We start from the raw sequence: 13947 nt of genomic DNA, 5'->3' as shown, positions 1-13947 counted from the left end.
AAGCATGACGCCGGAGACCATTTCTGTCATCGCCCAGGAAACGGTCTGGGTGGCGGTGAAAATCATCGGTCCGATACTGTTGTCGTCGCTGGCGGTGGGGCTGCTGGTGTCGATGTTTCAGGCCGCAACCTCGATTCAGGAACAAACCTTGACTTTCATTCCCAAGCTGGCGACGATCATTATTGTCTTGATGATTGCCGGCCCCGGCATGCTGCAAATGCTGATCGACTATTTTCAGGGCTTGGTCAGAGAAATTCCCAGCCTGATAGGATGAACTTCAGCGAGGATCAACTGCTGGGCTTGCTGGCCTCGTTTATTTGGCCCTTCTTTCGCATCAGCTCGATGTTCTTGGTCGCCCCGGTGCTCAGCGTACAAGCGCTGCCGGCCAGAATCCGGGTGATGGCGTCGTTGCTGATTACCGGCGTGATTGTGCCGGTGTTGCCGCCGATGCCGGCTATCGAATTGTTCAGTTATCAAGGCTTCGTCGTGGCGATACAGCAAATGGCCTTGGGCGTCAGCGCTGGATTTATTCTGCAAATGGTGTTTTCGGTGATGCTGGTGGCGGGACAGTCGATCGCTTACAGCATGGGGCTGGGGTTTGCCTCTCTGGTCGATCCCGCCACCGGCATACAGGTGCCGGTCGTGGCGCAGATTTTTGTGATTTCGGCCAGCCTGTTATTTCTGGCGGTAAACGGTCATCTGTTGTTGATCGAAATGCTTGCGCAGAGTTTCACCACGTTGCCGGTGGCGGAAATCGGTTTGCAAAAGTCGGATTTATGGCGCTTGATTGCCTGGAGCAGTCAAATTTTCGCCGGCGGCGTTTTATTGGCGTTGCCGGTCATGGTGACGATATTGTTTGTCCATATCAGTTTTGGCGTGGCCTCAAGGGCGGCGCCCCAGTTACAGATTTTCGGGGTCGGTTTTCCGATTACCATCATGCTGGGCATGGTGCTGATCTGGGTTACCTTGGCGGACATGTTGGAAGGTTTCGCCACGATTTTGCATGACGGCTTTACCCTGGTCAGCGACTTACTGAGGTTATAAATGGCTGAAGATTCAGGGCAAGACAAAAGCGAAGAGCCCACCAGTAAGCGTCTTGAAGACGCGCGTAAAAAAGGCCAAGTCCCCCGTTCCAAGGAGTTGGACACCTTTGTCTCGTTGATCACGAGTTCGGTGCTGTTCATTTTCATGGGCGGCTATATGGCTCGCGGTCTGGCTGAGATCATGAAGCGACAGTTTCGCTTGTCCCGGGAAGTTATTTTCGACCCGAGCAGTCCGCTCAGTCACTTCGGCCGCAGCATGAGCGATGGCATTCTGTTGATTGCGCCCTTCGCGTTGGTGCTGGCGGTGGCGGCGCTGATCACGCCGATGTTGATGGGCGGCTGGAATTTCAGCGGCGAGGCCATGCAACCGAAGCTGTCGAAATTCAATCCGTTGAAGGGGCTGAAGAAAATCTTCGGCATTCAGGGGTTGGTCGAACTGTTGAAGGCCCTGCTCAAAGTCACGTTGGTATTCATCGTCGCCGGCGCCTTGTTCAATGTATATCGAGATGAACTGGTCGCGATGAATAATTTGCCGGTGGACCGAGCCATTTATCGTTCCGCCGACATTATCGTTCGTTGCCTGTTGATCCTGAGTTCGGCGTTGTTATTGGTGGTGCTGGTCGATGTGCCTTATCAGTTATGGAATAACAAGCGCCAGCTGAAGATGACCAAGCAGGAAGTGAAGGACGAAAACAAGGAATCGGAAGGCAGTCCCGAGGTCAAGGGGCGGGTCCGGCGCATGCAGATGGAAATTTCCCAGCGTCGCATGATGGACGAGGTGCCGAAGGCCGATGTGATCGTGACCAATCCCAGTCACTTTGCCGTCGCGTTGAAATATGATCAAAACGGCAGCGGCGCCCCGGTATTGGTCGCCAAGGGCGTCGACCTGATCGCCGCGCAAATCCGTAACGCGGCGTTGGCGGCCGATGTGCCGTTGGTGGCCGCACCGCCGCTGGCCAGGGCCTTGTATTATTCCACCGATTTGAACGAGGAAATTCCGCAAGGTCTTTTTTTGGCTGTCGCCCAGGTCTTGGCCTATGTTTTTCAGTTAAAGGCGGCCTCCGAAAACGGCTGGGAAAAACCTTACCCGCCCGCCGACGTGCCGGTGCCCGATGAATTTAGACAGTCTTAAACGGTTATGGATTTACAGAAAATAGCGCATGCAGGCCGGACGATATCCGGTATGGGGCTTGGCGCTCCATTGATGATATTGATGATCTTGGCGATGGTGGTGCTGCCGTTGCCGCCGTTTTTATTGGATCTATTCTTCACCTTCAATATCGCTTTTTCGCTGATTATCTTGTTGGTGGTCGTTTATACCATGAAGCCGCTGGAATTCGCGGTGTTTCCCACCGTCATCCTGGTGGCGACGCTGTTGCGTCTGGCCCTGAATGTCGCCTCGACCCGGATCGTGTTGTTGGAAGGTCATGAAGGCGGAGATGCCGCGGGCAAGGTCATCGAAGCGTTCGGCTCCTTCGTCATCGGCGGCAACTTTGCGGTCGGTTTGGTGGTGTTCGCGATCCTGGTGGTGATCAACTTCGTCGTCGTCACCAAGGGTGCCGGTCGGGTCGCCGAAGTCGGAGCCCGCTTCACGCTAGATGCGATGCCCGGTAAACAGATGGCCATCGATGCCGATTTGAATTCCGGTCTGATCAACCAGGAGGAGGCCCGGGAACGGCGCGAGGAAATCGCCGCGGAAGCGGATTTTTACGGCTCTATGGATGGTGCCAGTAAATTTGTCCGCGGCGATGCGGTGGCCGGCATTATCATTTTATTCGTCAACATCATCGGCGGGCTGGCGATCGGCGTCGGACAGCATGACATGAGCTTTGCCGACGCCGGTGAAGTCTATGTGCTGCTGACGATCGGCGACGGGCTGGTGGCGCAAATTCCCTCGTTGTTATTGTCGTCGGCCTCGGCGATCGTCGTGACCCGGGTTAGGGGCAGCACCGAAGATATCGGCAAGCAGGTGTCGTCGCAATTATTCAATGACCCTAAGACGCTGTTGATTACCGCGGCGGTGATGGGTTTATTGGGCATCATACCGGGCATGCCGAATGCGGTGTTCATCCTGCTTTCTGCGGCCCTGGTCGGCGCCGCCTATCTGATCGATAAGCGACATAAACAGGAAGAAAGCCTGGCGTTGGAACGGGTCGCGACCGCGCCGCAGCAGGCGAAAACCGAAATCAAGGAGTTGGGCTGGGATGACGTGATGCCGGTCGATATGATCGGATTGGAAGTCGGCTATCGCTTGATTCCGCTGGTCGACAAAAACCAGGGCGGGCAGTTGATGACCCGTATCAAGGGCGTGCGCAAGAAATTGTCGCAGGAACTGGGTTTTCTGATTCCGTCGGTGCATATACGCGATAACCTCGATTTATCGCCGACCGAATACCGCATTTCCCTGATGGGGGTGACGACCGGGCAGGCCGATATCATGCCGGATTTGGAAATGGCGATTAATCCGGGCAGGGTGTTCGGCAGTTTGCAAGGCACGCCATGCCAGGATCCCGCGTTTGGCCTCGATGCGGTATGGATCGAGCCGTCGCAGAGAGATCATGCGCAAACGCTGGGCTATACCGTGGTTGATCCCGGCACGGTCGTGGCCACCCATCTGAGCCATATTCTGCAGTCCAACGCCCATGAATTGTTCGGTTACGAGGAAGCGCAGCAAATTCTCGACAATCTGGCCAAACAGGCGCCTAAACTGGTTGAAGATCTGGTGCCGAAAACGCTGCCGCTGGGCATTGTCGTCAAGGTTCTGCAAAATCTGCTGCAGGAACGCGTTTCGATTCGAGACATGCGGACGATCGCCGAAACTTTGGCGGAATACGGGGGCAAGAGTCAAGATCCGGACATCCTGACCTCGTCGGTTCGGTCCGCCTTGGGACGCTCAATTATTCACGAAATCAATGGGGTACATCAGGAAGTCGCGGTCATCACGCTCGATCCGGAGTTGGAACGGATATTGCAGCAATCTTTGCAGACGGCGAGCGAAGGCGGGGCCGGATTGGAGCCGGGATTGGCGGAACAAATGCACAAATCACTGGAAGAAAGCGCACAAAAAATGGAAATGGAAGGCATGACGCCGGTATTGTTGGTGTCCTCTTTCGTGCGTCCCTGGCTGGCCCGCTTCGTTCGTCATTCAATTTCCGGATTACATGTGCTGGCATATAACGAAATCCCCGAGGATCGGCAGATCAAGGTGATTTCGACTGTCGGACAGCGTGCATAATAGTGATGAGGACGCGCGATGAAGATTAAACGTTTTTTTGCTCCCGATATTCGCAAGGCGATGAAAATGGTCAAGGAAGAACTGGGCGCCGATGCCGTCATTATGTCCAACCGTTCGGTGGATGGTGGTGTGGAAATCGTGGCCGCCAGGGACTTCGACGAGCAGGTGATACATAATCGATTGAAAAAACAGACGACGGAAAGCAATGCTGGCGTGGAGCGGAAATCGGCCGGGTTCGCCAGCTTCGATAACTCTGACAAGCCGCTGCATGTCATTAGCAGCAGTAGAAAGAAAAGGCCTGACGGAACTATACCGGAAAGCCCGATTCGTCGTAACATGGATCAGTACTTGGGTTATGCGGAAAAAATGCAGGTGGCGAGTCGTCAGCAAAGTCAAAAAGCTTCCGATCAACGCCAGGTTAAGGCGAACAAAGCGGAAATTAGCCGGCCAGACCCACAGCCTCGGCAGGCATCGGTGACAGCGCCACGACCTGAAATATCGGTCGAACAGATCATGCAGGAGGTGCGTGGCGAGATGCGCAAACAAATAAGCGGCTTAACGTCGTTGATCGACGCCAAGCTAGAGGCATTGAACGGGCCGGTCGAACAGCCGGGACAGCCTGTCCGCCTGGAATTATTGCGACATTTGGCGGACATGGGGTTTTCCAGGAAGTTGTCGGCAAAAATCGCCAATCGCCTGGGCAGTCATAAAGAGACCGGCTTGGCCTTGGAAAAGGCCCAGGAGATGCTGGCCAGGATTACGCCTATCGCCGACGATCAACTGCTTGAACAGGGCGGTGTCGCGGCCTTGGTAGGGCCGACAGGGGTCGGGAAAACGACGACCATCGCCAAGATCGCGGCTCAGTTCATTCTCAAGCACGGCCCCCGGCAAGTGGCGTTGATCACGACCGACAATTATCGGATCGGGGCCCACGAACAATTGAATACCTATGGTCGGATTCTCGATGTGCCGGTCAGGGTGGCCAACAACGCCGAAGAACTCCGTCGTCATATCCAAAGTTTCGCCGACAAACGACTAATCTTGATCGATACGGCCGGCATGAGTCAACGCGATATGCGTTTGGCCGAGCAGATCAAGACCCTGCAGTACGATGATATGCCGATCAAAACCTATTTGGTGATGTCGGCGGCAACCCAGTATAAGGCCCTCAGTGAAACCATCGAAGCGTTTCAACAATATCAGCCTCAAGCCGGCATATTGACCAAGTTGGATGAATCAGTCGCGCAGGGATCGGCAATATCGGCTATCATCGAATATCAACTGCCGTTGTCATTTTTAACTGACGGGCAGCAGGTTCCCGAAGATATTCATATCCCGGAAGCGGAATCATTAATTGGTCATTGTGTTGCTGGGATAGAGCAGGAAAACGACTATACTAATGAATTGAGTTATGATGATTGGGGCGCCGAAGGTTATGTTTAGGTCCCTCGATCAGGCAGCTGGAATTAGAAAAATGAGTATGATGAAACCGGTGCGTGTTATTGCCGTCACCAGTGGTAAAGGTGGCGTAGGTAAAACCAACTTATCGGTCAACATGGGTGTGGCGCTGGCCAAGATGGGGCGGCGCGTGGCTTTGTTGGATGCCGATATGGGCTTGGCCAATGTCGATATCCTGCTGGGATTGTCGCCAAAATTTAATCTATCGCATGTGTTGAAAGGCGAAAAAACGTTGAATGAGATCATGTTGACGGCCCCGGGGGGGCTGCGGGTGATTCCGGGGGCGTCCGGCATTCAGCACATGTCGGAATTGTCGACGATAGAGCAAGCCGGCGTGATTCGCGCATTCAGCGAAATCGATAAAGAGTTGGATGTGTTGATTGTCGATACCGCGGCCGGCATCTCCGCCAGCGTCGTTAACTTCGCCAGGGCCTGTCAGGAAATCATCGTCGTCGTTTGTGACGAGCCGACTTCGCTGACCGATGCTTATGCCTATATTAAACTGCTGAATCGCGACTATGGCCTGAATAATTTTCATGTGATCACCAATATGGTGCAGTCTTTTCAGCACGGACAAAACTTGTTCACGAAGCTGACGAAGGTGACCGACCGTTATCTGGATGTGAATTTGCAGTTTGTTGGTGCGATTCCTATGGATGATTATTTGCGTAAATCGGTGCAAAAGCAGAGTCCGGTGGTCGATGTCTTTCCGCAGAGCAAGGCGGCATTGGCGTTCAAAAATCTGGCGCGTAGAGTCGATCAATGGCCGGTCAGAACCCGCAGTGGCGGTTACCTGGAATTTTTTGTCGAACGCATGATTCAATACGCATCGGAAGAGGACGTTGCATGAATGGAGCGGCTATGTATGCTTCGGTGCAGACCGGCGACACCCAGGACAGGGTGTTGCAACATGCGCCATTAGTCAAGCGCATTGCCTACCATCTGCTCGGCAGGCTGCCCGATACGGTACTGGTCGACGATTTGATTCAGGCCGGTATGCTGGGTTTGTTGGAGGCGATGAAAAACTATGACGCTTCACAGGGCGCCAGTTTCGACACCTATGCGGGCATCCGCATACGCGGCGCGATGTTGGACGAAGTTAGACGCTCCGATTGGACGCCGCGCTCCGTGCATAAAAAGGCGCGCATGGTGGCCGAGGCGATCCATGACGTTGAAAACAAACTGGGACATGACGCCCGAGAAAGTGACGTCGCCGAGCACTTAGGGATTTCGCCGGAAGAATACCGACAGATCTTGCAAGACAGTGTCGGTTGTAAGACTTTCAGCGTCGAAGAATTGGGCGATTCCGGCGATGCCTTTCTGCAAGAGGCGCAATTGTCGGACATGCAGCCGGTGGATCATTTGCTCCAGGAAAATTTTCATCAGGCATTGGCCGATGCGATTAAGAAATTACCGGAGAGAGAGCGTTTGGTGGTCTCGCTGTATTACGACGAAGAGCTGAATTTGCGAGAAATCGGTCAGGTGCTTGAGGTCAGCGAATCCCGGGTCAGCCAGATTTGCAGTCAGGCCATGCTGCGGCTGCGCGCCAGGCTTGCAGATTGGGTGCAGGGGAATGATAATAAACAAGATGTTTATTAAATGGTTATATAAACCACAGGTTACCTGAAACAGCAGCAGGTCATGGATTGTTCAGAATGCGATGCCATAAGTCCGAGAGCAATGCAAAAATCCGCCTGTTGCAGTCGGTCTGCTCAATCAACCGCCGACTCCTGTTCTGAAAATCACCGTGAATATGGTTCCCGCGACATGAATGGCCGTTCAGCTAAGCATTTACGGCGTTTGTTTAGAAACCGTTCAAGTTATCGCGGTTGATGTCGATTAATTGATTAATGATTATAGAGAGTAGCTTGGAGTTTATCCTTGGATAAAAATATGAAAATTCTCATCGTTGACGATTTTTCAACGATGCGGCGTATTGTCAAAAATCTATTGAGAGATCTCGGTTTTACCAACACCGTTGAAGCAGACGATGGTAAAACGGCTTTGCCTATCTTAGAAAAAGGCGGCATAGATTTCTTGGTAACGGACTGGAATATGCCGGGCATGACCGGTATCGATTTATTAAAGGCCGTTCGCGCCAATCCGAATTTAGCCAATCTGCCGGTGCTGATGGTCACGGCCGAAGCGAAGCGGGAACAGATCATACTGGCGGCGCAGGCCGGCGTTAACGGTTATGTGATCAAGCCGTTTACCGCAGCGACATTGAAGGAAAAAATCGAAAAAATCTTTGAACGAATCGATGGTTAGCGCGGAAAAGGAGAATATTGATGACTCATGAGACTCGCCTAGCGTTGGCCAGAGATTTAGTGACCGCCTTGGAGCAAGGCGACGAAGCAAGCGCCGATAGCTTGCTGGATGAAATTGCCGGCCTGCGGGAAACTCAGTTATTCAAGGAAGTCGGCCGTCTGACCCGTCAATTGCATGACACGATGACTGGTTTTGCGGTGGATTCAAGAATCGCGGCGATGACGGAAAAAGATATACCGGATGCTAAGGAGCGTTTGCATTATGTCATCAACATGACCGAACAGGCCGCTAATCAGACCCTGAATGCCGTCGAGGCTTTATTGCCGGTATCCGAACGATTGAACGAGCAGGCCTCGGCGCTGGCCGGAAAATGGGAGCGTTTTCTGGACCGAGAAATGCCCTATCAAGAATTCAAGGCGATGAGTCGGGAGATCGCCTTGCATTTTAGGACTTCGGAGAAATCCTTGCATGACGTTCAATCCGGGCTCAATGATATTTTAATGGCGCAGGGTTTTCAGGACATCACCGGCCAGATTATCCGCAGGGTCATCGACCTGGTGCAAGAACTTGAAGCCAGTATGGTGGAGCTGATCCGCATTTCCGGCGGCCGGGTGAAACAGGAAGAGGCGGTGGAAGAGTCACAGCTGCCTGGCCCGGTCGTGCCAGGCGTCGATGACAAGGTCGGCGATGTGGCAAACAATCAGGACGATGTGGACGATTTGTTGTCCAGTTTAGGATTCTAAGGGAACATCATGTCGATTGATCTGGATGACGAAATTTTACAAGACTTCCTGGTGGAGGCCGGAGAGATACTCGAGTCGTTGGGTGAACAGCTGGTCGAGCTAGAGCAATCACCGGATGACCTGGACTTATTGAACGCCATTTTCAGAGGGTTCCATACCGTCAAGGGGGGCGCAGGTTTTCTGGCGATCAATGCGCTGGTCGATGTCTGCCACAGCGCTGAGGACGTCTTCAATGTGCTCAGGCAGGGCGATCGTCAAGTTTCCGCCGACTTAATGGATGTCATCCTGCAGGTTGTCGACGTCGTCAATGAAATGTTTGACCAAGTGCGCGCCGGCAACCAACCTGAGCCGGCCAATCAGGCGCTGTTGCAACGTCTGCGGAGCTATACCGCGGCCGAGGAAGCAGAGCCCTTTCCGGGCGGCGATGTAGTCAGCGTGGAGCCGGCCCCTATTGTCGAGCCGGCAGCGGTGACCGATATCGTCGAGCAGGAATTTGAGGCGATGCTGGACAGCGGCGAAGAGGGCGGCGCCCAGGCTTCCGATGATGAGATTAGCGAAGAAGAATTTGAACAGCTTTTAGACAGCTTGCATGGCAAGGGCGGTTCGCCAACGCCTCAATCGAACAGCGCCCCCGCCGAGCAGCCGGCCGCGGACGAAATCAGCGAAGAAGAGTTCGAGCAGCTGTTAGACGAACTGCACGGCAAGGGCCGGTTCTCCGGAGAAAACGTCGTATCGGCGCAACAACAAACGGAAAACGAGGCTGTGACTGCGAAGACCGGCGATTCCGGCGATATTACCGAGGAAGAGTTCGAGCAGCTGTTGGATGAACTGCATGGCAAGGGTAAATTCAGCGGCGAAAACCTCAAAACCAACGTTCCATCAGTCGCCGAACCGGAAATTGCGGTTAACGAAACAAAAATCACAAAGCCGCAAGCGTCCTCCGAGCCAACGCCGAAAAAAGTCGAACCGGTCACAGCGGCGGCAAAACCGGTCAACGCCTCTACCGCTAAGGACGCGAAAAAAAATCACAAAGCCTCGCCTGCGCAAGGGGAATCTACCGTTCGAGTCGACACCCATGTATTGGATGAAATCATGAACATGGTGGGGGAACTGGTTCTGGTGCGCAACCGTTTTCAAACGCTGAAAGCGAATGAAGAGACCGGGGAGCAATTCTCCAAGGCCGTTTCTAATCTCGATGTGGTGACGGCCGATTTGCAGCTGGCCGTGATGAAGACCCGGATGCAGCCGATTAAGAAGGTGTTCGGCCGTTTTCCCCGCGTGGTCAGGGACTTGGCCAGAAGTCTGAATAAGGAAATCCGTCTGGAGCTGGTCGGGGAGGAAACCGATCTCGATAAGAATCTGGTCGAAGCCCTGGCCGACCCGTTGGTGCATCTGGTGCGCAACGCTGTCGATCACGGCATAGAATTGCCCGAACAGCGGCAAGCGGCCGGCAAATCCAGGGAAGGTTTGGTGATTCTGACCGCATCCCAAGAAGGGGATCATATCCTGTTGTCGATTCAGGATGACGGCAAGGGCATGAATGCCGATGCATTGAGGGCAAAAGTCATCGAAAAAGGCTTGATGGATGCGGAGACTGCCGCCAGACTCGATGACAAGGAATGCTATAACTTGATTTTTCTACCGGGTTTTTCCACCAAAACCGAAATCTCCGATGTTTCGGGACGCGGGGTCGGCATGGATGTGGTTAAAACGCGTATTTCTCAAATGAATGGCGTCGTGGAAATTGACTCCGAGGAAGGCGTCGGCAGCACCATCGTCATCAAGGTGCCGTTGACGTTGGCTATCATGCCGACGCTGATGACCAAACTGGGCGATCAGGCTTTTGCCTTGCCGCTGGCCAGTGTCGTGGAGATACTGGATTTGGACTTGCGCAAAACCAATGTCGTCGACGGGCAGCCGGTGGTAATCGTCAGGGAAAGAGCGCTGCCGTTGTTTTATTTGGGGGAATGGCTGGTTCATGAGCCCGGCTACGAGGTTAACAAACAGACGATGAGTCATGTGGTGGTCGTCAATGCAGGCGGTCGGCAGGTTGGCTTCGTCGTGGACCAATTGATCGGACAGGAGGAAGTCGTGATCAAGCCCTTGGGGGCACAGTTGCAAGGCTTGGAAGGCCTGGCGGGAGCGACCATTACCGGTGATGGCAAGATTGCATTGATCCTCGATGTGCCGGGACTAATGAATCGCTATGCCGGTTAGGAATATGCACAAAATAACTTCCCGAAACAGTAGGCTTTGTGGAGGTTCGGTAACTCGCTTGACAGGACGCCGTGAATACATCCGTGGCAGCTAACAGCTCCTGCTTACCGCAGCACTTATACGTCCTTGTGCGGCGTAGGCTTGACGGCGGCTATCTGCCCGCCAGGGATGGTGGAAATGCAGATTTTGCAGGAGGAAAAAATCTGCCATGCCGCCGACACCTGTCAATCGAGCCACCGATTCCTCTTCCGACATTTGGAAAAGTTATTTCATACTCGTTCCTTAGCGATGGCGGTTAGATTATGACTATTAGGGTGCTGATTGTTGATGATTCCAGGTTTATCTGCAAAAGAATACAGCAAATCCTGGAGGAAGATCAGGAATACACGGTTGTCGGGGTCGCCGGAAATGGCCGGGAGGCCGTCAAATTGGCCGCCCAACTGAAGCCGGATGTGATCACGATGGATGTGGAAATGCCGTTGATGGACGGCATCACCGCAGTCAAGAAAATCATGAGCGATTGTCCTGCGCCGATCCTGATGTTTTCCGCCTCGACTCAAGTCGGCGCCAAGGCCACGCTGGATGCGCTGAATGCCGGCGCCATTGATTTTCTGCCGAAACAGCTGGACGATATCGACGGCAATCGGGAAATGGCCAAGAGGCTGTTGAGAAGGCGTGTCCGGGTGGTCGCCCAGCAGGCGTCAAAAATCAGGAGACAGGTCAGTCAGGCTCAGGTGAAGCAGGCGGCTGCGCCGGTTCAGCGCATGGCCGGCGGCCGCAAGCCCCGGCGTGATTTGTTGTTGATCGCGGCCTCGACCGGGGGGCCGGTGGCGATACAAAAAGTTTTGGCTCGGATACCGAAGAGCTGTTCCATTCCCATTTTACTGATTCAGCATATGCCGCAGAACTTCACCAAGAGTTTTGCCGAGCGCCTGAATGATCTATGCAATATTCGAGTAAAACAGGCCGAACAAGGCGACATATTGCAGCCGGGGCTGGCGTTGCTGGGACCGGGGGGCATGCAGATGGAGCTGAAAAACCAATATGGCAAACAGATAGTCAGTCTGCGGCCTAAGGCTCTGGGAGAAATTTATAGTCCCTGCGCCGACATCACCTTCTCCTCGGTCGCCCGCCAGGCATCCGGTCAGGTGTTGGCGGTGGTTCTAACCGGCATGGGTTCTGATGGCCAGCAAGGCGCTAGCTTGCTAAAACAACGCGGCGCCGAGATTTGGGCCCAGGACGAGGCCAGCAGCACCATTTATGGCATGCCCAAGGCGATAGCCGATGCCCAATTGGCGAATCATATCTATAGCCTTGACGAAATCGCCCAGCAATTTGACAAATTAAGCTGATGGATATTCTGAGCATTATTGGCGTTTTGATTGGTTTTTCCGCGATCATTGCCGGTAATTCGTTGGGCGGCGGCGACTTTGACTTTTTATTGAATGTGCATGCACTGATCATCGTGCTCGGCGGCACTTTGGGGGCAACCTTGCTGCATTTTCCTCCCAGAGTCGTCTGGCAAAGCGTCAAAATATCGCGCTGGGTGGTCAGTCCGCAAAAAATTCCTTTGCGCCGGCAAATTATTAAAATAGTCGATTGGAGCGCGTTGGCCAGGAAAGAAGGCTTGTTGGGCCTGGAAGGGGTCATCGAGGTGGAACAAGACGCCTTTGCCCGCAAGGGCCTGCAATTGTTGGTCGACGGTAACGAACCGGAAGCGATACGCGATTGTCTGGAAGTTGAAATCACGACTCGCGAGCAGATGGATCTGCAGGCCGCTAATGTTTATCACGCGATGGGCGGCTATTCGCCGACGATCGGCATTATCGGTGCGGTTATCGGACTGATTCATGTGATGCAGAACCTTGCCAATCCGGAGCTGTTGGGGGCGGGCATCGCCACTGCATTTGTCGCGACGATTTATGGCGTGGGGCTGGCCAATTTATTGTTCTTGCCGATCGCTAATAAGTTAAAGGCTCAAGTGTTGATGATTTCCCAGGCCCAGGAAATGATGATGGAAGGCATCAGCGCCATTGCCGAAGGCGAAAATCCCAGGAATATCGAGCTGAAGCTGTCCGGATATTTGCTGGATTAACGGGAGCTAACGATGGCTAGACGCAGAAAAAGGGTTGTTGAAGAACCGCAAAATCATGACCGTTGGTTGGTTTCCTATGCCGATTTCATTACCTTGCTGTTCGCTTTTTTTGTCGTGATGTATTCGATTTCTTCGGTCAATAACAAAAAATATCAAAGCCTTAGCTCGGCGCTGGATCAGGTTTTTCATCGTCAACAAAGGCAGCAGGGCAGCGACAACCCGATTCAGATGGGCAATCCTCCCACCGTCATGCAGCCGATAGTCCTCGACCATCCAACGACCGAGGAAGACATCAAGCGCCAGCAGTTGAGTGAAGAGATCTTGCAGGAAAGAAGGCAGCTGAAACAGGTTTCGGAAAACCTGGAGGATGTGCTGGCGCCCTATATCGAAGACGAATTAGTGGCGGTGAAAAGGCATGATTTCTGGATCGAACTGGAAATGAACAGCGAATTGCTGTTTTCCAGCGGCGAAGCGGAATTGTCGCGCAAGGCCATTCCAGTGCTGAAAAAAGTCGCTGTAGTGATCAGACGGCTGCCGAATGTGGTTCATATAGAGGGGCATACCGATAATGTGCCCATCGATACGGTGGAGTTTCCGTCCAACTGGGATTTATCGGCTGCGCGCGCCACAAGCGTGGTCAGGGCATTAATCGATAGCGATATTCCGCCGTCACGCTTATCGGCGGTCGGCTATGGAGAATTTCATCCGATTGCCGATAACAATACCAGCAAGGGGCGTTTCAAAAATCGTAGAGTGGAAGTGGTGTTGATGTCTCAAGCCTTTGCTCGCTATGGCATGAGTGACGATGAAAGAGCCAAGGCATTGAATTTCGAGCGGGCAAGCGAAGGTTCGGTCAGCGAACGCGCCTTGCCTTAACCCGGGTTTATT

At 53.5% G+C, this 13947-nt stretch carries 13 protein-coding genes; all 13 read left to right on the top strand.

The window, feature by feature from the left end; translation table 11 throughout:
• Positions 1-4: 4 nt before the first annotated feature.
• The 13 genes from fliQ (at position 5) to motD (ending at position 13935) form a co-directional block, all read left to right on the top strand.
• Entirely contained in the window at positions 5-274 is a 270-nt protein-coding gene (fliQ, locus tag Q9L42_RS19775) for a flagellar biosynthesis protein FliQ (RefSeq protein WP_305906668.1), read from the top strand.
• Positions 271-1044, top strand: a complete 774-nt coding sequence (fliR, locus tag Q9L42_RS19770) for a flagellar biosynthetic protein FliR (RefSeq protein ID WP_305906669.1) — start codon at positions 271-273, stop codon at positions 1042-1044. The genes fliQ and fliR overlap by 4 nt, the downstream gene beginning before the upstream one ends.
• Positions 1045-2175: a flagellar biosynthesis protein FlhB gene (flhB, locus tag Q9L42_RS19765; protein WP_349431689.1), complete on the top strand. Its 1131-nt coding sequence runs from the start codon at positions 1045-1047 to the stop codon at positions 2173-2175.
• A gap of 6 nt (positions 2176-2181) precedes the next feature.
• Entirely contained in the window at positions 2182-4278 is a 2097-nt protein-coding gene (gene flhA / locus Q9L42_RS19760; protein WP_349431688.1) for a flagellar biosynthesis protein FlhA, read from the top strand.
• 18 nt (positions 4279-4296) lie between these two features.
• Positions 4297-5721: a flagellar biosynthesis protein FlhF gene (gene flhF / locus Q9L42_RS19755; protein ID WP_305906671.1), complete on the top strand. Its 1425-nt coding sequence runs from the start codon at positions 4297-4299 to the stop codon at positions 5719-5721.
• 31 nt (positions 5722-5752) lie between these two features.
• Entirely contained in the window at positions 5753-6586 is an 834-nt protein-coding gene (locus Q9L42_RS19750) for a MinD/ParA family protein (RefSeq protein WP_349431687.1), read from the top strand.
• Positions 6583-7335, top strand: coding sequence for an RNA polymerase sigma factor FliA (locus Q9L42_RS19745; RefSeq protein ID WP_305906672.1), 753 nt, complete (start codon positions 6583-6585; stop codon positions 7333-7335). The genes Q9L42_RS19750 and Q9L42_RS19745 overlap by 4 nt, the downstream gene beginning before the upstream one ends.
• Positions 7336-7629: 294 nt before the next feature.
• The gene (locus Q9L42_RS19740; RefSeq protein ID WP_432648863.1) at positions 7630-8004 is read left to right on the top strand and encodes a chemotaxis response regulator CheY; all 375 of its coding nucleotides are present in this window, start codon (positions 7630-7632) and stop codon (positions 8002-8004) included.
• A gap of 20 nt (positions 8005-8024) precedes the next feature.
• Complete coding sequence (locus tag Q9L42_RS19735) at positions 8025-8747, top strand: protein phosphatase CheZ (RefSeq protein ID WP_305906674.1); 723 nt, start codon at positions 8025-8027, stop codon at positions 8745-8747.
• 9 nt (positions 8748-8756) lie between these two features.
• Entirely contained in the window at positions 8757-10964 is a 2208-nt protein-coding gene (locus Q9L42_RS19730; protein WP_349431686.1) for a chemotaxis protein CheA, read from the top strand.
• 302 nt (positions 10965-11266) lie between these two features.
• Positions 11267-12316 carry a protein-glutamate methylesterase/protein-glutamine glutaminase gene (locus Q9L42_RS19725; RefSeq protein ID WP_349431685.1) on the top strand — a complete coding sequence of 350 codons (1050 nt, stop codon included), beginning with the start codon at positions 11267-11269 and terminating at the stop codon, positions 12314-12316.
• Positions 12316-13059 carry a flagellar motor protein gene (locus Q9L42_RS19720; RefSeq protein ID WP_349431684.1) on the top strand — a complete coding sequence of 248 codons (744 nt, stop codon included), beginning with the start codon at positions 12316-12318 and terminating at the stop codon, positions 13057-13059. The genes Q9L42_RS19725 and Q9L42_RS19720 overlap by 1 nt, the downstream gene beginning before the upstream one ends.
• A gap of 12 nt (positions 13060-13071) precedes the next feature.
• On the top strand, positions 13072-13935 hold the full coding sequence (gene motD, locus Q9L42_RS19715) for a flagellar motor protein MotD (protein ID WP_349431682.1): 864 nt from the start codon (positions 13072-13074) through the stop codon (positions 13933-13935).
• The last annotated feature ends 12 nt before the right edge of the window (positions 13936-13947 follow it).

Source organism: Methylomarinum sp. Ch1-1, from assembly GCF_030717995.2.
In the GTDB taxonomy this organism is placed as follows: domain Bacteria; phylum Pseudomonadota; class Gammaproteobacteria; order Methylococcales; family Methylomonadaceae; genus Methylomarinum; species Methylomarinum roseum.
Note: the sequence above shows the minus strand (reverse complement) of the source record. Positions and strands in the feature narration are given on the sequence as shown.

Bases quoted from the DNA above. Each gene is read 5' to 3' on its own strand.
- fliQ (WP_305906668.1), top strand. From the start codon at position 5: ATGACGCCGGAGACCATTTCTGTCATCGCCCAGGAAACGGTCTGGGTG.
- fliR (WP_305906669.1), top strand. From the start codon at position 271: ATGAACTTCAGCGAGGATCAACTGCTGGGCTTGCTGGCCTCGTTTATT.
- flhB (WP_349431689.1), top strand. From the start codon at position 1,045: ATGGCTGAAGATTCAGGGCAAGACAAAAGCGAAGAGCCCACCAGTAAG.
- flhA (WP_349431688.1), top strand. From the start codon at position 2,182: ATGGATTTACAGAAAATAGCGCATGCAGGCCGGACGATATCCGGTATG.
- flhF (WP_305906671.1), top strand. From the start codon at position 4,297: ATGAAGATTAAACGTTTTTTTGCTCCCGATATTCGCAAGGCGATGAAA.
- Q9L42_RS19750 (WP_349431687.1), top strand. From the start codon at position 5,753: ATGAGTATGATGAAACCGGTGCGTGTTATTGCCGTCACCAGTGGTAAA.
- Q9L42_RS19745 (WP_305906672.1), top strand. From the start codon at position 6,583: ATGAATGGAGCGGCTATGTATGCTTCGGTGCAGACCGGCGACACCCAG.
- Q9L42_RS19740 (WP_432648863.1), top strand. From the start codon at position 7,630: ATGAAAATTCTCATCGTTGACGATTTTTCAACGATGCGGCGTATTGTC.
- Q9L42_RS19735 (WP_305906674.1), top strand. From the start codon at position 8,025: ATGACTCATGAGACTCGCCTAGCGTTGGCCAGAGATTTAGTGACCGCC.
- Q9L42_RS19730 (WP_349431686.1), top strand. From the start codon at position 8,757: ATGTCGATTGATCTGGATGACGAAATTTTACAAGACTTCCTGGTGGAG.
- Q9L42_RS19725 (WP_349431685.1), top strand. From the start codon at position 11,267: ATGACTATTAGGGTGCTGATTGTTGATGATTCCAGGTTTATCTGCAAA.
- Q9L42_RS19720 (WP_349431684.1), top strand. From the start codon at position 12,316: ATGGATATTCTGAGCATTATTGGCGTTTTGATTGGTTTTTCCGCGATC.
- motD (WP_349431682.1), top strand. From the start codon at position 13,072: ATGGCTAGACGCAGAAAAAGGGTTGTTGAAGAACCGCAAAATCATGAC.